Below are 16234 nucleotides of genomic sequence, written 5' to 3'. Positions count from 1 at the left end.
TATTACTGGACCATGCAGGAAGAGACGGCACGCTCCGCGATCGACACGTTCATCTCCGCGTTCAACGCCTCGGACGACAGCTATGTGACTGCTCTGCTCTCCCAGGCCCTGACCTCAGACGTGGTCTTCTGGGGGCCGTTGGGCCGCAGCGAAGGGATCGCGGCGGTCGAGCGGTTCGTGCTGGACATCCGGCGCCACCCGGCGGGGACCGGCACGATGGTGCGCTGCTCAGCGGTGGACATGCCTGACGAGTGGGCCCGGTACCAGTGGGTCTTCACCACGCCGGATGGAGGCCCCCGCCTGGCGGGAACGGACGTCGTCCATCTGCGGCGGAGCCTCATCGACCAGGTCATCGTCTTTGCGGGGGAGATCGAGCCGTCCGCCTCCTGAGTCGTCCTTCTGTCTCTGTCCTTCTGTCGCCGTCCTTCTCGTGGACTTGTCCCTTTCGGCACTTTGGGGCTGCGGTTCGCGGTCGGTCAGGCTGAGGCGTTGAGGGGGCGTCCGTCCCAGCGGATGCCCTTCTCGCTGCGGATGCGGGCGCGTTCCTGGCGTTGGGCGGCAAGTATGTCGGGGTGGCGGGCGTTGGCGTTGGTGTTGCGCCGACGCAGGTAGCGGTGCGGTGCCCGGGTTTGCGTGGGGTGGCTGCGGTGGTGGGAGTTGGCCGGGGTGAACTGCCGCTACGGGCCGGAGTGGGCCTCGATCGGATTGGCCCGGGACGCGTGGGCCGGGGTGAAGCACAGCTCGACCTTGTTCTTCTTCGCCCAGCGGCGGATATCGGCGCCCATGTGATCGGTCAACCTGCGCACACGGACGGGCTCTGCCACCCCCCCCAACGATCGAGCGGACGTCACCGCACATCCAACCGCCGCCATCACCAACCTGGCGAACCGCCTCGGTCGGAGCACCAGAGTTGCGAAGCCCTCCGTCGCGCGCCCTCTCCGAGGGGCGGGTCGAAGGCTCAGCGCACCGCTGGTGCAGCGAGGAGCGCCCCTTCGCTCCGACTGATTGTGGGCGCCGCGGATGCGGGCAGTGGGAGCGGGGCTGTGCCGAGAGCGTGGCCGTCAGCACAAGGCGCTGGCCGCCCGCACTTCGGTGAGCGTCCGCCGTGCGAGTTCGGCGAAGTCGTCGCGGTTGGTCGTGTCCCTCCAGCGTTCGTAGGCGATCTTCCAGGCGAGCGCGCCCAGTTCAGCGGTTACGCGTGAGGTCAGGTCGGGAACGCCGCGGCGCTTGAGTGCGTCGATCATCGATGCGATGAGGCCGAGTTCCTTGAGTGCCTCGCGTTCACGCAATTCCGGGTTGGCGGCGATCACTGCCGACCGTCGGGCGCTGAATTCGCGACGATCGGAGGTGAAGGCTTCCCTGCCGATCGCGTCCAGAGCATGCGCTATTGCTTCGAGAGGGCCGGCCCCGGCTGGTGCCGTGTCGATCCCGTCGACGAGTAGTCCGGTCATCGTGCCCCCGCCGAAGAGCACCTCTCGCTTGTCCGGGAAGTGCCGGAAGAAGGTGCTCTTCGTCAGCCCGGCGCGCTCTGTGATCTCGATGACAGTCGTGTTCTCGTAGCCCCGTTCTTCGAACAGTTCAAGGGCGGCGACGAGCAGTCGCTCGGGTGCGTTGGGTTGCCAGCGGGCCATGGGGACACCTTACGGGACTTGGTGCCGTCACCCATGTATGGTGATGGGACCAAGTCCCGTCACTTGTCCGCTGGAGGTACTCATGAGCCGGGCTGTTGTCTACGAGACGTTCGGTGGTCCCGAAGTGCTGGAGGTGCGGGAGGTTCCGGAACCCCATGCCGGGCCGGGCGAGGTCCGCGTTCACGTCACGGCCGCCGGTCTGAATCCCATGGACTGGGGCATCGCCTCGCAGCCCGAGGTCGCGGCCCGGTTCGGCATCAGCGTGCCGTCCGGCTTCGGGTACGACTTTGCCGGGGTCGTCGACGAGGTCGGCGCCCACGCCACGGGTTTCGCTGTAGGTGACCGTGTCTACGGCGGCGCGCAGGGTAGGGCCGCTGCCGATTTCGTGGTGGTCAAGACGCCCACCGAGGCGCACGAGCCGCTCTGGCGCACGCCGGAGGGCATCAGCGACGAGGTAGCAGCCACGCTTCCGGTGGCCGGCATGACCGCAGCCGCCGCGTTGGCCGCGATCGACCTGCGGCCCGGCGACACCGTCCTGGTCGGCGGCGCCGCGGGCGGCGTGGGCGTGTTCGCCGTACAGCTCGCGAAGCTCGCCGGCGCCAGAGTGATCGGGACCGCCGCGCAGGGCACGTTCGAGTTCCTGCGCCAGTTTGGTGCCGAGCCCGTGGCCTACGGCCCCGGACTGGCAGACCGGGTACGGGCCCTGGCTCCGGAGGGCGTGACCGCGGCAACCGACCTGTTCGGCATCGAAACGGCCGAGACCGCGCTCGCGCTCGGCGTGCCGCCCGACCGGATCTCCACGATCGCCGCGGGGCCCAATCCTCCCGGCGGCGTTCGCGCGACCGGTGGTTTCGACGCGAGCCCGGACGCCATGGAGCGGATCAGCGACGCGATCCTCGCCGGCGCGATCACGATACCGATCGCCGCGACCTTCCCGATCGGGCAGATCCACGATGCCGTGACACTGCAAGCCGGACGACACGTCCACGGCAAGGTCGTGATCAGCCTGCGGCCAGGTCTTCACTGAACACCGCTCCACGCTCCACCCGCCGGGAGCGAGTGCCCGCAACACGTTCGCCGCCTTCTTCGGCGGGACCCGCCGGCACCGTGCTCGCGCGTCGCACTCGACGCCGTCCGGCCAAGGGTGGCCCGCCGGGGCGAGAACCATCACGCGTATTCACAGACAGGAGATGTTCGACATGGGCAGGTACGAGGGCAAGAAGGTCGTCATCACGGGAGGCAGCAGTGGCTTGGGCCTGGCCACCGCTCGGTCACTCGTGGACGAAGGCGCGCGCGTGCTGATCACCGGGCGCGACCAGGACAAGCTGAGTGCCGCCCGTGACCAACTCGGCGAGAACGCGATCGCGGTCCGCAGCGACGGGGCGTCACTGCCTCAGATCGATGCGCTGGCTGACCGGGTAAAGGCCGAGTTCGGCACGGTCGACGCCCTGTTCGCCAATGCCGGTGTCACCGGCTCCGCACCGTTCGAGGCAACGAGTGAGGAGTTGTACGACCAACTGCTGACCACCAACGCCAAGGGACCCTACTTCACCGTGCAGAAGCTCGCTCCGCTGCTGGCAGAGGGCAGCGGGGTGGTGCTCACGACCTCGGCCGTCAACGTGCTGGGCCTGCCGATGCTCAGCGCGTACGCGGCCAGCAAGGCGGCACTACGCTCGATGACCCGCAGCCTGGCCCGTGAACTTCTCCCGCGAAAAATTCGTGTCAACGCGGTCAGCCCCGGCCCGATCGACACCCGGATCATGGACGAGTCCAGGCCCCGGCAGTCGGCCGAGGAGACGAAGGCGCTTGTCGCGCAGATCCCCATGCTGCGACTGGGGAACCCGTCCGAAGTGACCAAGGCCGCGCTCTTTCTCGCGTTTGACGCCACCTACACCACCGGCACCGAACTTGCCGTGGACGGCGGTGGCACTCAGCTCTGACACCTGGCACCTGGTCTGCCTTGACGTCCGCTCATGCACCGGGCTCTCAGACAGTTGGGAGTTCGGTGATCTCCTCCAGTGGGGCTTTGCCAACCTCAGATTGAGCATGTCGGGGGACGGGACGGACCTGTGCGGGCTTGGGCAGCGCCCGTAGTCGACACGAGACGTCCCCCGGGCGGTCCGTCAGGCACCCCGGTCCTGAGCACGGACTTGCTCAGCGTGCTGCGACATGCACGGTGAAACGGACTTCGGTGGAGCCGAGTGTTTCGGTCACCTGCCAGCAGCCGGGCTCGGGGAAGTTGATGGCCGTCGGCCACCACCGCCGGTCGCCGTCGGCGGTGGCGAATCCACCGGTACTGCCGTGCGCTGAGCCGGATCGGTTCAGTCGTTCGACGTCGACGTGCGGGGCGCCCTTCTGGTCAGTCGCCCGCCCCTGAGCGTCGAGCGTTATCGACGCGTACTTTGTGCGGTATCTCTCCTCGCGTTCGTCCGTGTGATCCAGAAGCCGGGGCTTGGCCACCCATAGGTCATCAGTGCCGTACCATTCGCCCTTCTTGTCGAACTCATGCACGGCGACGGGTACGGAGCCCGAAGGGACCGGAGCAGTGTCGGGGCAGGCCGCATTCGTCGTGTCAGAAGCGTCCGGCCAACTTGCCGAGGAGGATGGCGAATCCGGCAGGGGCGAGGTCGACGTCGAGCAGCCGACGGCCAGCAACACCAACGGGCCCACCCAGGATGCTGCTCCGCGTGCGTTCCACCTTCGCATACGCCTCAGTCTTCCATGGCTGTGAGCTCCTGCGGGTCTGTCTTCAACTTGTGATCGCGCTGGTGTGGCGCAGGGTGAGGACGGCCTGGACGAGGTTGGTGATGCGGGTTGTCGAGCAGCGGATCTTGCGCAGGAGCCGCCAGGTCTTCAGGGTTGCCATGGCCCTGCTCGACGAGGGCTCGGATCTTTGCGTGCGATCGGTTCGCCGCTTGTAGGCCTGCGGAGAGCGTCTCCCCATCGGCCCCGCCCCCAGTGCGGGACACGGACCGTGCCGTCGGCGCCGCGATAGCCCTTGTCCGCCCAGCAGCCGATTCGTGCCTGGTCGAGAGCGTCGACCTGCACGTTCATCCCGTGCTTACGGTGCTTGCCGGAGTGAAACGGCCGGTCGGCGGCCACTCGGTCGATGGGCAGAAGCGTCCCGTCCAGCAACACGTACGCCGTGGTCGACGTTGGCCTTGACGGCCTCGGTCAGCGTCGGCGCGAGCGCCGCGAGCAGGTCGACAGCTTCGGTCATGTAGCGGTAGACCGTGCTCTTCCCGACCCGGAAACCTGCCGCGAGTTGGGCGTAGGTTGTCCCGTTCCGCAGATGCGCCAGCGCGAGCAGGGCCTGCCTGCCGGCACTCAGTTGGCGCCGGCGGCTCCCGATCCGGCGACGGTGCTTGGGGTAACAGCCAGTACGGCCGCCTGTCGGGACTCCTGGCGGCCCCGGCCACCACGGCGTCCGCGCTCGCGTCTTTCGCCGGAGCCGCCCTGGCCACTCCACTGGGGCGTGTCTTCAAAGTCCCGCCTGCCCTGCGGGCGGACGGCGCTACTTCGAAGACACGCCCCAGGCGGCCACCCGCGCCTCTTCGGCCTGCCGACCCTCGTCTCCGGGCTAGCCGCGGTGATCGTTGTCGGCGCTGCACCGCGTCGTTCAAAGACGTCACCGGCGTAACTCCGACCCGGCGACGGTCTGTGAGACGAGGCGAGAACGCCGGTGCCCGCAGTGGCGGTCCGGGGGCACCTGAGCCGAGTTGGTTTCAGCCGCAGCCGTCGCATCCGGGCCCGCAGCCGCACGCATCGGTTTGCGCCTTTGTCGTGTTGGCGGCGGTTGGGGTGACGCAGCAGCCCTTGCCGTGCCAGGCGTCGCGGCCTTCCTTGACCGCGATGGCGGCGATGACCAGGGCGGCGATGGGGTCGGCCCAGGACCAGCCGAGGGTGGCGTTGAGGATCAGGCCGAGGAGAAGCACGGCGGACAAGTAGGTGCAGAGCAGCGTCTGTTTGGAGTCGGCGACGGCACTGGCGGAGCCGAGTTCCCGGCCGGCGCGGCGCTGGGCGGCGGACAGGAACGGCATCACCGCGAGGGAGAGGGCGGCGATGACGATGCCGGGGATCGACCGCTCCGCTTCCCCGGTGCCGGTCAGGGCGCGGACGGCGTCGACGGAGACGTACGCGGCGAGCGCGAAGAAGGAGACGGCGATGATCCGCAGGGTGCGCTGTTCGCGCGCCTCGCGTACGGCGTGGTCGCGGGCGGAGAACTGCCAGGCGACTGCGGCGGCCGAGGAGACCTCGATGACGGAGTCCAGTCCGAAGCCGATCAGAGCCGTCGACGAGGCCAGGGTGCCGGCGGTGATGGCGACGATCGCTTCGATGACGTTGTAGGTGATGGTGGCCGCGACCAGCAGGCGTATCCGGCGGGTGAGCACGTCGAGGCGGGCAGGGGAAGGCCCGAGGGATATCACGGTCATCAGCAGCATCCCTTGTCGTCGGCGTCGGCGCACGTACGGTCGGTCTCCACGGCGACCACGGCGGTGCGCAGGTCGTCCAGCGCGTGGCCGAGGCGTTCGTCGGCCAACTCGTAGCGGGTGCGGCGGCCGTCGGGAACGGTGATGACCAGGCCGCAGTCGCGCAGGCACGCCAGGTGGTTCGACAGCCGGGTACGGGAGATGCCGAGGGTGTCGGCGAGGTCGGTGGGGTAGGCGGGGGCGTCGCGCAGGGCGAGCAGGATGCGGCAGCGGATCGGATCGGCGAGCGCGCGGCCGAACCGGGCCAGCACCTCGATGTCGGAGGCAACAGTCAGCACGACAAGGATGGTACAGGAGATCCTGAATTCAGGAGATCGTGGATCGTGCCCGGGTGGAGGCGGCACCACTGGTTGGTGGACTAATGGGGTTACCGACGTGGCCCGGGCGAGGCCAGGGTGGGGCCAAGTTGGGGCCGGCAGCGAATGGGAGAACCACTCGGACTCGGCGCCTTCGACGCGGTGATCAGCCGCTACGGAGAGATGTTCTTCGCCGACCTCGTCGCCGCCCTCGCCAATCTCGGACGCGCTCTGCGCCGCTTGTGAGCGTCCTGCGCGACCACAGGAAGATGGCACGCTCCTGCCGCGAAACGCCGCCTGGCCGGTCACCGCCGACCGCCCGCGGTAACCGGCTCGGGGCGGGGCGAGTGGTGTCGAGCCGCTCGCCCCGCCCCGGAGGTGGGTTCGGTCAGGATCAGGCTGCGGTGAGCTGGACTTCAGGTGAGGTGTGTGTCAGGCGGCCTGTCCGATGCAGTGCGTAGAGGGAACCGGCGCAGGTCAGGCCGAGGACGAGGAGCGCCAGCCAGGGCAGCGCGGACAGGCCGGCCTTCCGGGCGGCATCAAGGGCTGCTCCGGTGAGCAGGTTGCCCAAGGTGATACCGACGCCGCAAATGGTGTTGTAGAGGCCGTAGTGGGTGGCGACGAGACGGTTGCCCGAGAGCCGGACGATGGTGTCCATCTCGAACGGGTATGCGATCATCGTCCCCAGTGCCAGCAGCAGCGCGGCCAGCATCGGTGGAACGGCGGCGAGCAGCCAGCGCCCGAGTCCTCCGCCCGGCACCGGCAGGGCCGTGGCCGCGAGCAGTGGCACGAACGCCAGGCCCATACTCAACAGTCCCCAGGCCAGGGCCTGTCCCGGTTCAAGCCTTCCCTTGCACCACGCGGTCACCTTGGTCTGACCGAAGATCGTGACCAGTCCGGACACGGCGAAGAGCAGTGCGATTGCCACGGTCCCGAACTCTCCACCACCGCCCAGGCGTCGTACCTCCAGCGGCAACGCCAGATAGACCTGGAAGGTCAGGACGTACGAACCGATCATGGCCGTGGCGAAAAGCAGGAACGCGCCGTTGCGCACGACGCTCCGCCACTGCGACAGCACGCTCTCCCGCTCACCTGTCTCCGGGCTCACTGCCTCGGCTGCCCTGCGGGCGGGGAGCGCCCGGATCTGGACGATGCTCAACAGGCCGAAGATCGCTGCCGAGACGAGGCAGGTGATCCGGAAGTCGACACCTGTCAGCAGCATCCCCACCAGTGGGCCGAGCAGGATCCCTGCCTGGTAGAAGACGTTGAACAGCGCGAATGCCTCGACCCGGCGCTCGCCCGCGTCGGCGGCGAGGTAGGCCCGAACGGCCGGGTTGAACAACGCCCCCGCGAAGCCGGTGGCCGCCGAGGCGGCGAGCAGCGCCGGCACCGAGTCGACCAGTCCGAGAGTGGCGAAGCCGACGGTGCGCAGGACGCATCCGGCGATGATCAGGGGCTTGTATCCGAACCGGTCGGCCAGGGTGCCGCCGATGAGGAACATGCCCTGCTGACTGAAGTTGCGTACCCCCAGGACGAGCCCGACGAGCCAGCCGGCCAGGCCGAGGGTTCCGGACAGGTGCTGGGCCAGGTAGGGCATCAGCATGTAGAAGCCGAGGTTGATGGTGAACTGATTCACCATCAACAGTTGGACGCTCCGGTCGTAGGAGCGGACCTGTGCGAGCGTCTGCTTCACCGGGCACCGCCCTCGGTGCCTACGTACCGCGCCGCCGGGGCGAGGGGGTCGGTGACCGTGGTGCAGCGGGTCCAGCGGGTGACCTCCTTTTCGTCGGGGCGGTCCACGACTTCCGGCTCGGGTGCCGGCGAGACGCCGAGCAGCCCGTGTTCGGCGCAGTATGTGTCGTCGTAAACGGTCTCCAGATAGCGCTGCGGGCCATCGGGGAAGACCGCGACGATCCGCGTGTCGGCGGGGAGCGTACGGGCGAGCCAGCCGGCCACCAGCGCTACGGCGCCGACGCTCCAACCACCCGTGGCGTAGTGCGAAGTGGCCAGCTGCCTGCATGCCCAGACCGATTCGGCCGGGGCCACCCAGTGCACCTCTCGGAAGTTCTCGTACGCGACATTGCGCGGATGGATGCTCGATCCGAGCCCACGCATGAGCCGGGGCCGGGCGGGCTGTCCGAAGATGGTTGAGCCGACGGTGTCCACGCCCACCAGGCGCATGGCGGGGTAGAGCTGGCGCAGGACGCGGGAGATGCCCGCCGAGTGTCCCCCTGTGCCGACGCTGCAGACGAGTACGTCGATATGGCCCACCTGGGTGGCGAGTTCGAGAGCGAGCGGTGTGTAGGCGGCGACATTGTCGGGATTGCTGTACTGGTCGGGGCTCCAGGAGCCGGGGTGCCGCGCCAGCAGCTCGGTGACTCGGTCGCGGCGGGCTTGCTGCCAGCCGCCGGTGGGGTGCGGGTCGGGCACCAGGTCGACGGTGGCGCCGTAGGCGGCCAGTAGCCGGATCATGGATGGTTCGAGGCCCGGGTCGGTGACGAGGGTGACCGGGTGGCCGTAGACCATTCCGGCCAGGGCGAGGCCGAGGCCGAGCGTGCCGCTGGTCGACTCGATGATCGGCCGGCCGGGCAGCAATTCGCCACGGGCACGGGCCCGTTCGACCATGTGGAGTCCGGGACGGTCCTTGATGCCGCCAGGGTTGAAGCCTTCCAGTTTCGCCCAGAAACCGCGGCCGGGCGGGGTGAACGGCCGGGACACCCGAAGGACGGGAGTGTTACCGACGAGCCCGGGGAGGGTCGCGTCGGCAGGCGTGAAATCGCTCGTGGTCGGGGAGTACATCGCTTCGCTCTCATTCGCTGTAGAAGCTGTGCGGGTGCTCGTCTCGCGCGGCACGCGTGTCACGTGCGAGGCGCGGCGAACCGGCTGCGGCCGGCCGCTGGGGGTGGCTCCTAGATCAGCCATCTGCACAGCGCGCGCAATGTGGTACGGCCGCCGTGCGCTTTCCCGTTGCACACAGCACCGGGGTGTTCAGCGATGAGTGGCCCGGCCCCGCTCGTGGGCGCCGCGGTAGTGGCCATGCATGGCAGGACGCGAACGGACAGGGGAGTGACCCCGGCGGGGCCGGGGGTGGAGACCGAACAGCCGTCGGGCGCCAGGGGGCCGTCGAGGGCATCGGCTATACGTCGTTCCTCGGGCATCGAGAGAGGGCGCGAGACATGGCCCGCGCGCCCTGCCGACGGATTCGCGGGATGGGACACGTCCGTTGCGCATTGCACCGAAGTGAGCAGCAAGATGCTCAGTGCGGTCTCCACGAGCCGGTACTTCCAGAGCGCCTGAACCCAAGACAGAACCCAAGACAGAACCCAACGCTCCGACGGCGAAGTGGCCCATAAGGAGCGGGCGGGCAGGTGAGCAGAGCAGAGCGGCACAGATCCTCCGCGTGGCGGCTGCCCGCGCCGGAATCGTCCACGGCGGGGCAGTGATGAGTGGGGGGTGGTGGTGACGAACCGTCGAACCGTCCCCGCACCGCGTGCAGAACAGCGCGCGAGGGAGGTCAGACGCCATGGCCCGGTCGACAGACAGAGACGTGACGGCGGCTTCGAGCCGCCTTGTCATGCCTCAGCGAGGATTGACCGAGTGGGGCACTGACCTAGTGCCCCTCCCGGCAATGTTTGCCCCGTCGCGTCGTCCGGCACGCGCGCTCGCGGCGTTGGCCAAAAGCCCAGGTAGCTCCGCTACGTGGGCTTCCGGCCGCCTTGCGATCACACGCACCGGACGACGCTCCTTGACGGGCAAACATTGCCGGTCGCGGCACTAGATACGTAGAACCGGAGACTCCGCCACACTCGGTCTCGGGACGGCAAAGCCTCCCACCGCCGGCGGGTGGACGTGTTCAGTGTGAGGCGCTCCGGCCTCCACGGCCGAGCTCAGCGTGGCAAGGCAGGGCATGCCCACGCCGGGGCCCTGCGGGGGCTGGCCGAGCGCGCACTCCTGCAACGCGGGATGCTGTCCGTGGCCCCCGCCGTGATGACCGCCCGGCATGCCGGTGTCATCAGGGTTCCGCGTAGCATTCGCAACCCGTGGCACCTGGGCCAAATCCGCGGGGCCGGCGGCCGGAGCGGAGACCCCGGCGGCCGGAGCGGAGACCTCGGCGGCCGGGGAGAGGTGCCCCAACGTGCTTTCGGGGCTCGCCGTGTGCGCATACAACAGGCCGAAGAGGACCAGAGTCAGTCCCAGCAGGCGCTGCGGAATCACTGATGAGCGACTCCATCGTGCGCCTGAAGGTAACTGCCCCGTGATCACGTCGTGATCCTAGCCTCTGCCCGTCTTCGTGACATCCTGACGTCGCGAGCGCTGCGTGAACAAGCCATGCGCGGACGGTTGCTACCGAGGCGCGCTCCCCTTGTACACCACCGGGCAAGGGTATTCACGAAAGGCAATCCGCTGGTTAATGCCCGCGCCCCTCGGTGAACGGTGCGGTCGGGTGCTTGATCCCACCAGCCGCACCGTTGTCCGGATCTTTGCGTCACTTGCCGAGGATCTTGTTCATCGGCGTGATCTCCGCGGCCTGGGCGGTGGTTATGTCATTCGCGAGCTTGGTGGCGGGGCCGTACGTACCTGTGGACTTCCGGGTCTTGACCTTCTGTGAGGAGGTGTGACTCTCGGCCGGCCCGGCCATCGCGATGGCCTGACAGTGGAAGATGATACCCCCTGGGGGTATCATTTAGTGAGTGACGCCGTCAGACGCGACTTGCCACAGGGGAGACAGGCCATGGAGCACTCCAGACACCACGACCACGCCGTTCGAGATCACACCGCCCACGGCACCACGTGGCGCACCGCCGCCCGGGCCACCCTGCACTGCCTGACCGGCTGTGCCATCGGTGAGATTCTCGGCATGGCCATCGGCACCGCGCTGTTGTGGGGCAATGCGTCCACGATGATCCTGGCGATCGCCTTGGCGTTCGGCTTCGGCTACTCCTTCACGCTGTTCGCCGTCCGCCGGGCCGGACTGGGGTGGAAGGCCGCGATCAAGGTCGCGCTGGCCGCCGACACCGTATCCATCGCCGTGATGGAACTGGTCGACAACGGCATCATCGCCGCCACCGGGGCGATGGACGCGCACCTGACCGACGCCCTGTTCTGGTCCTCGCTCCTGGGGGGCTTCGTCGTCGCCTCCCTGGTCACCACACCGGTGAACAAGTGGATGATCGACCGCGGCAAGGGCCACGCCGTTGTCCACGCCTACCACTGACCGGGCCCCGCTCCCCCCTGCGGGTCAGCACCAGCTGCCACCCGGGGGAGCGGGCCGGGCACCTCAACGATGGCCGCCATGGGACGGCTTGAAGTGGCGACGGAAGTTCTCCGGCTTCCGGAGATCGGGACTGGCCGGCGGCGCCGGGCCGCCGAACGAGGGAGACAGAAACGATGAATGTCGAGGGGTTCGTCGCGGACGGTTTTGACACGGTGCGTCAGGTGTTCCAGCGGTTGGTGGATGACGGCCTGGAGACCGGGGCGGGTCTGTCGGTTTGGCGGGACGGCCGGGAGGTCGTCCGGCTGAGCGGGGGGTGGGCCGATGCCGAACAGCGGCGCCCGTGGCAGAGCGGCACGCTGGTCCAGCCGTACTCGGTGTCCAAGCCGTTTGCCGCGCTCGCAGCCTTGGCGGCGGTCCGCGACGGCGCGCTGTCATTGGACGAACCGATCGCCCGGTACTGGAGCGGGTACGGGCGCCAGGGCAAGGAGGGCACCACGCTGCGCCACGTGCTCACACACCAGGCGGGCCAGCCCCGCTTCCCGGCAGTGGCCGCAGGGCTGGATCCGCTGGATGACACTGGATTGCGGGCGAGCTTGGCGGAGGCGGCGCCGGAGTACGTTCCCGGGACGTCTCTGGGGGAGCACGCGCTGACCTATGGTCACCTCATCGACGGCATCCTGCGTGCGGCCGCTGGGACCACACTGGGGGAGATGTTCAACGACGTGGTGCGCCCGGCGATCGGGCTGGACGGCTGGTTCGGAGTACCGGCGCACGCACTTCACCGCGTCGCCGACCTGGAGTACGCGGACCAGAACTGGCTCCGACAGCTACCCTCGGCGCCGTGGTTGGAGCCTCCCGCCGGCGTCCTGGACGTGGAGCGGATGAACTCCCGGGCCTGGCGGCAGGCGGTCTTCGGAGGGGTCAACCTGCACGCGACCGCGACCGCCGTGGCGGAGTTCTTCTCCCGCCTCACCAGCGCGGACGGCCCGGTACGCGGACTGCTCGGGGCCGATCTGCACACCGAGTACCTCTCGTCCCAGGTCACCGGCCATGATGCCGTCTTCGGCACCACGCTCACCTGGACGCCGGGCTTCCTGCGCGACCGCGCCAAGATCGCCAAGGGCGGGATCGGCGGCTCCGCCGCCTGGTGGTCGATCGAACACGGCCATGCCTGCGCCTATCTGACACGTCGACTGGACGATCACTCCCGCGCCGCCCGGATCGCAGCCGCCCTCGGTGACGACCTCACCGTGGTGCCGGAACACTGAGGACGGAGCGTCCGTGGCGCACCGTCATGCCGCGTAAGGACGTCAACGACCGATGCCTCGTCCGTATCGTGACCACGCCGGCAGTTTCGAACAGAGGGCACAACTCCACAGGATCAGCACGGCCTCGCGGAACGGGACCAAGGGGTGGCTGCCAGTGGGCCGCGCCGACCACATCCAGCATGTACTTGCTCGCCACAGCATGTGTAGTATTACCGCCGCGAAGGGGAGTAGCCCTGTAATACCGGTCGTCGACATACTGGAGCCTTTTGACGGGTTCCCGGTGGCCGGGCCTGTGCCGTAACGGTACGGGTGGGCGAGACCTTCGGCCCATTGTCGACGACGTATGCGAGTCGGCGGGGCCGAAGCGTCCGCCTTTGCCCTTGAGCGGTCGTCCTCGAAGCCCCCGCCGGTAGCGCGGGAAGGCCCAGACGAGACCCGTGATGCACTTCGCGCTTCACGCCAGCCATGTGTGCTTGCATACCCACCCCGCACGCCTGACCACGGCGGGCACGTACGCGTTGCGGGTGCAGTCATGACGGGCCACGACACCGCCCCTGCGGTGACCGTCGTCGCCCAGCGCGACACCACTGCGGCAACTCGCCGACCCTCAGATGTCCGCGAAGGCACCGCCATCGCACACGCCCTGCGTGATGTCCTCGACCGCCACACGCACGCCGCCGAACAGATCACCGCCCTGGTGCACATCGTCGACGCCACCCTCAACCTCGCCCTGGCCCGAACCCGTGAGCAGCAGAACAACGGCCTCCGCCGTATCAGTGCCCTCGCCTCAGTGCCCTCGCCGCGATCATTGCGGTGCCCGTCATGGTCGCCGGCGTGTACGGCATGAACTTCGTCCATGTCCCCGAGCATCGCTGGGTCTTCGGCTACCCGCTCGTCATCGGAGCCACTGTCCTGGCGTGCTCGCTCCTCTATCGCGCCTTCCGCCGCAAACACTGGCTCTGACCCATCGCCCCGGCGCTGATCAGCCGGCCAGTTCCGGGTCGTGAGAGCCCGCACACCTCAACTTCAAGTCGTCACCACGAAGTCGGGACCTGTACACCTACAGCTGTCACATTCACTGTCGCCATTGAGGCGTTTAGTAAGGATTTGTCATGTCAAGACCTTTTCTCCGTTCCGCAGCCGTGATCGCCGCCCCTGTCACCGCCGTCCTCGCCGTGGGGGTAGTGACGGCGTCCGGTGCGACGACCTCGTCGAGTGCCGCTGCAAACTCGTCCGCGGCGGCGGACTGCTGGCCGTCAGCCCCGGGCGGTTACGTGCATCCCCTGGCCTTCCCGCAGCCGGCGGCCAAGGACATCCCGAAGGACGGCTTCAACGTCGTCGTGGAGATCCCGCAGGGCAGCATCACGAAGTACGAGATCGACCCGGCAACGGGCCAGTTCGTCGTCAACCGCTTCATGTCGATGCCGGTGGCCTACCCCGCCAACTACGGCTCTGTGCCGCAGTCCGTGGGCGGCGACGGGGACCCGCTCGACGGGCTGGTCCTGACCCGCGAGCCGCTGAAGTCCGGCGCGGTCATCAACGTGCGGGCGATCGGTGTACTGAAGATGGTCGACGACGGCGAGGCCGACGAGAAGATCATCTCGGTCCCGGTCGACGACGTGGACCCCACCTACTCCGAGGTCAAGGACATCAAGGACCTGCCGTCCATGGAACGGCAGCGGATCGAGGCGTTCTTCAACGTCTACAAGCAGCTCGGCAGCGACAAGAAGGTCGAGCTGAACGGCTATGACAACGCCTCCAAGGCCACGCGTCTCGTCAAGGACAGCGTGAACAACTACCAGTCGAAGTGCTCGTCCTGACACCCACGTACCGGACGGGCCCGGCCTGAACCGCGGTGATGCCCCTGCGGCCACCGTGCGGTTCACGGTTCCGCGCCGCCCCCAGCAGCGCGGAACCGTGCCCGACCCGGCAGCGGCGAACGCCCCTCCGGCCCCTCAGGCTCCTGAATTCATCAGATAGTTCGTGTTTTACCGCAGTTGCATTACGTGTAGGATAAACAACCGCGAAGGGGAGTAACCCCGCAAACCGGTCGTCGACATGCTGGAATCCCGAGCGGGATTCCCGGTGGCCGGGCCCGCATCTGTCGTGGATGAGGGCGGGTGAGACCTTCGGCCCTTTGTCGATGACAACTAGTGCGTCGGCGGGGCCGAAGTCGTGCCACCGCCCCGCGCTGGTCGTCCTTCGGTGCCCCCGCCGGCACCGGAAGGACAACCGAGTCCCGTGATCCATTTCGTTTTGCTCATCGTGTGCGCGGTGGCGATCTATCTCGCGTGCGAGTGGTTCGTCAACGCGGTCGAGTGGCTGGGCCAAAGGCTCAAGGTCGGCAAGATGGCCGTCGGGACGGTCCTCGCTGCCTTCGGTACGGCCCTGCCCGAATCCGTGGTCACCCTCGTCGCGGTCACCACCGGCGCGACCGAGGAGGCCAAGAACATCGGGGTGGGCGCCGCGATGGGCGGCCCCCTCGCGCTGGCCACCGTCGCCTACGGCGTGACCGGAGCGGTGCTCCTCCTCAAGCGCCGCAAGGAACGGCTGCTCGTGCCGGCCGATACCGGTATGCCGCCCAGCGGCCCCGGCGGCGGCGAGGCGCTGGGCGAGGAGAAGGACATGAAGCGCCTGGCCAAGGACCAGCAGTGGTTCCTGCCGATCTTCCTCGTGAAGGTCTCGCTCGGCCTGGTCGCCTTCGCCTTCAAGCCCGCCCTCGGCCTGCTGTTCTTCGCCGCCTACGCCGTCTACTTCTGGCGCGAGATCCGCAGCAGCCGCGCGGACGAGGACAACGAGGGCAACGAGGAAGAGGAGCTGGAGCCGCTGAAGTTCCAGCCCAAGAAGGCATCTCCCGCCACCTGGGCCGTGGTCGCGCAGACCCTGGCCACCCTCGGCGTCATCTTCCTCGCCGCGCACTACTTCGTGGCACAGCTCGATGTCATCGGCCCGATGCTCGGCCTGTCCGCCACCGTGACCGCCCTGCTGCTGTCCCCGATCGCCACCGAACTCCCGGAGATCATGAACGCGGTCATCTGGGTGCGCCAGGGCAAGATCAAGCTGGCGCTGGCGAACATCTCGGGCTCGATGATGATCCAGGCCACCGTCCCCAGCGGCATCGGCCTGCTGTTCACCAAGTGGCACTTCGACGGGGCCCTGCTGTGGTCCGGAATCATCACCATGGCCGCGATCGTCTACCTCCTGGCCACCATGCGCGCCCACAAGCTCACTCCCGCCCGCCTCGCGACGGCATCCGGCTTCTATGTTCTGTTCGCCGTGGGTCTGATCCCGATCCTGTCCTGACCCCCTGCCCGGTCCGTTGCCGCCCGAGCCC

Annotated in this window: 16 protein-coding genes and 3 pseudogenes; 10 read left to right on the top strand and 9 right to left on the bottom strand. The window is 68.3% G+C overall.

Translation table 11 applies throughout. The annotated features are described in order from the left end of the window. The first annotated feature begins 12 nt into the window (after positions 1–12). The gene (locus M1203_RS26960) at positions 13–390 is read left to right on the top strand and encodes a hypothetical protein (protein WP_030216423.1); all 378 of its coding nucleotides are present in this window, start codon (positions 13–15) and stop codon (positions 388–390) included. A gap of 86 nt (positions 391–476) precedes the next feature. Here the strand turns inward: M1203_RS26960 and M1203_RS26955 are convergent. Both M1203_RS26955 and M1203_RS26950 read right to left on the bottom strand, forming a co-directional pair. Beyond that, a pseudogene (locus tag M1203_RS26955) lies at positions 477–905 on the bottom strand (IS630 family transposase); the annotation flags it as partial. A 156-nt stretch (positions 906–1061) separates the two neighbouring features. Continuing rightward, positions 1062–1631 carry a TetR/AcrR family transcriptional regulator gene (locus M1203_RS26950; RefSeq protein ID WP_249952399.1) on the bottom strand — a complete coding sequence of 190 codons (570 nt, stop codon included), beginning with the start codon at positions 1629–1631 and terminating at the stop codon, positions 1062–1064. 82 nt (positions 1632–1713) lie between these two features. Here M1203_RS26950 and M1203_RS26945 point away from each other — a divergent pair, with 82 nt between their 5' ends. After that, complete coding sequence (locus M1203_RS26945; protein ID WP_249952398.1) at positions 1714–2658, top strand: NADP-dependent oxidoreductase; 945 nt, start codon at positions 1714–1716, stop codon at positions 2656–2658. A gap of 172 nt (positions 2659–2830) precedes the next feature. Beyond that, a complete protein-coding gene (locus M1203_RS26940; RefSeq protein ID WP_249952397.1) occupies positions 2831–3571 on the top strand; it encodes an SDR family oxidoreductase in 741 nt (246 codons plus the stop codon). A 214-nt stretch (positions 3572–3785) separates the two neighbouring features. On the opposite strand, the gene M1203_RS26935 is transcribed toward M1203_RS26940, so the two are convergent. The 4 genes and pseudogenes from M1203_RS26935 to M1203_RS26915 form a co-directional block, all read right to left on the bottom strand. Further along, on the bottom strand, positions 3786–4292 hold the full coding sequence (locus M1203_RS26935) for a hypothetical protein (protein WP_249952396.1): 507 nt from the start codon (positions 4290–4292) through the stop codon (positions 3786–3788). 88 nt (positions 4293–4380) lie between these two features. Continuing rightward, a pseudogene (locus tag M1203_RS26930) lies at positions 4381–5100 on the bottom strand (transposase family protein). 256 nt (positions 5101–5356) lie between these two features. Next, positions 5357–6064, bottom strand: a complete 708-nt coding sequence (locus M1203_RS26920; RefSeq protein ID WP_249952395.1) for a cation transporter — start codon at positions 6062–6064, stop codon at positions 5357–5359. Continuing rightward, positions 6064–6399: a metalloregulator ArsR/SmtB family transcription factor gene (locus tag M1203_RS26915; RefSeq protein ID WP_249952394.1), complete on the bottom strand. Its 336-nt coding sequence runs from the start codon at positions 6397–6399 to the stop codon at positions 6064–6066. The genes M1203_RS26920 and M1203_RS26915 overlap by 1 nt, the downstream gene beginning before the upstream one ends. 153 nt (positions 6400–6552) lie before the next feature. On the opposite strand from M1203_RS26915, the pseudogene M1203_RS26910 reads away from it, so the two are divergent. Continuing rightward, positions 6553–6654: pseudogene (locus M1203_RS26910) on the top strand (SAM-dependent methyltransferase); the annotation flags it as partial. Positions 6655–6811: 157 nt separating this feature from the next. Here the strand turns inward: M1203_RS26910 and M1203_RS26905 are convergent. From M1203_RS26905 to M1203_RS39090, 3 genes are all read right to left on the bottom strand, one after another. Continuing rightward, positions 6812–8110 carry an MFS transporter gene (locus tag M1203_RS26905; RefSeq protein ID WP_249952393.1) on the bottom strand — a complete coding sequence of 433 codons (1299 nt, stop codon included), beginning with the start codon at positions 8108–8110 and terminating at the stop codon, positions 6812–6814. Beyond that, on the bottom strand, positions 8107–9216 hold the full coding sequence (locus tag M1203_RS26900; RefSeq protein ID WP_249952392.1) for a PLP-dependent cysteine synthase family protein: 1110 nt from the start codon (positions 9214–9216) through the stop codon (positions 8107–8109). Before M1203_RS26900 ends, M1203_RS26905 begins: the two co-directional genes overlap by 4 nt. A gap of 1687 nt (positions 9217–10903) precedes the next feature. Further along, a complete protein-coding gene (locus M1203_RS39090) occupies positions 10904–11101 on the bottom strand; it encodes a hypothetical protein (protein ID WP_308404909.1) in 198 nt (65 codons plus the stop codon). Positions 11102–11149: 48 nt separating this feature from the next. On the opposite strand from M1203_RS39090, the gene M1203_RS26890 reads away from it, so the two are divergent. The 6 genes from M1203_RS26890 (at position 11150) to M1203_RS26865 (ending at position 16203) form a co-directional block, all read left to right on the top strand. Beyond that, positions 11150–11632, top strand: a complete 483-nt coding sequence (locus tag M1203_RS26890; protein ID WP_249952391.1) for a DUF4396 domain-containing protein — start codon at positions 11150–11152, stop codon at positions 11630–11632. A gap of 173 nt (positions 11633–11805) precedes the next feature. Next, complete coding sequence (locus tag M1203_RS26885; protein WP_249952390.1) at positions 11806–12900, top strand: serine hydrolase domain-containing protein; 1095 nt, start codon at positions 11806–11808, stop codon at positions 12898–12900. Between the two features lie 532 nt (positions 12901–13432). Next, positions 13433–13747, top strand: coding sequence for a hypothetical protein (locus M1203_RS26880; RefSeq protein WP_249952389.1), 315 nt, complete (start codon positions 13433–13435; stop codon positions 13745–13747). Beyond that, on the top strand, positions 13744–13863 hold the full coding sequence (locus M1203_RS26875) for a hypothetical protein (protein ID WP_249952517.1): 120 nt from the start codon (positions 13744–13746) through the stop codon (positions 13861–13863). Before M1203_RS26880 ends, M1203_RS26875 begins: the two co-directional genes overlap by 4 nt. Positions 13864–14012: 149 nt before the next feature. Further along, positions 14013–14720: an inorganic diphosphatase gene (locus tag M1203_RS26870; protein WP_249952388.1), complete on the top strand. Its 708-nt coding sequence runs from the start codon at positions 14013–14015 to the stop codon at positions 14718–14720. A gap of 421 nt (positions 14721–15141) precedes the next feature. Beyond that, positions 15142–16203 carry a sodium:calcium antiporter gene (locus M1203_RS26865; protein ID WP_249952387.1) on the top strand — a complete coding sequence of 354 codons (1062 nt, stop codon included), beginning with the start codon at positions 15142–15144 and terminating at the stop codon, positions 16201–16203. Positions 16204–16234: the final 31 nt, after the last annotated feature.

The organism is Streptomyces sp. 35G-GA-8 (genome assembly GCF_023534745.1).
Lineage (GTDB): Bacteria > Actinomycetota > Actinomycetes > Streptomycetales > Streptomycetaceae > Streptomyces.
The sequence above is the reverse complement of the archived record's forward strand: the minus strand, read 5'-3'. Positions and strand labels throughout refer to the sequence as shown.

What these genes read in the sequence shown, in the direction of transcription:
- M1203_RS26960 (WP_030216423.1), top strand. Translation starts at nt 13, where the DNA reads ATGCAGGAAGAGACGGCACGCTCCGCGATCGACACGTTCATCTCCGCG.
- M1203_RS26950 (WP_249952399.1), bottom strand. Translation starts at nt 1,631, where the DNA reads ATGGCCCGCTGGCAACCCAACGCACCCGAGCGACTGCTCGTCGCCGCC.
- M1203_RS26945 (WP_249952398.1), top strand. Translation starts at nt 1,714, where the DNA reads ATGAGCCGGGCTGTTGTCTACGAGACGTTCGGTGGTCCCGAAGTGCTG.
- M1203_RS26940 (WP_249952397.1), top strand. Translation starts at nt 2,831, where the DNA reads ATGGGCAGGTACGAGGGCAAGAAGGTCGTCATCACGGGAGGCAGCAGT.
- M1203_RS26920 (WP_249952395.1), bottom strand. Translation starts at nt 6,064, where the DNA reads ATGACCGTGATATCCCTCGGGCCTTCCCCTGCCCGCCTCGACGTGCTC.
- M1203_RS26900 (WP_249952392.1), bottom strand. Translation starts at nt 9,216, where the DNA reads ATGTACTCCCCGACCACGAGCGATTTCACGCCTGCCGACGCGACCCTC.
- M1203_RS39090 (WP_308404909.1), bottom strand. Translation starts at nt 11,101, where the DNA reads ATGATACCCCCAGGGGGTATCATCTTCCACTGTCAGGCCATCGCGATG.
- M1203_RS26890 (WP_249952391.1), top strand. Translation starts at nt 11,150, where the DNA reads ATGGAGCACTCCAGACACCACGACCACGCCGTTCGAGATCACACCGCC.
- M1203_RS26885 (WP_249952390.1), top strand. Translation starts at nt 11,806, where the DNA reads ATGAATGTCGAGGGGTTCGTCGCGGACGGTTTTGACACGGTGCGTCAG.
- M1203_RS26880 (WP_249952389.1), top strand. Translation starts at nt 13,433, where the DNA reads ATGACGGGCCACGACACCGCCCCTGCGGTGACCGTCGTCGCCCAGCGC.
- M1203_RS26875 (WP_249952517.1), top strand. Translation starts at nt 13,744, where the DNA reads ATGAACTTCGTCCATGTCCCCGAGCATCGCTGGGTCTTCGGCTACCCG.
- M1203_RS26870 (WP_249952388.1), top strand. Translation starts at nt 14,013, where the DNA reads ATGTCAAGACCTTTTCTCCGTTCCGCAGCCGTGATCGCCGCCCCTGTC.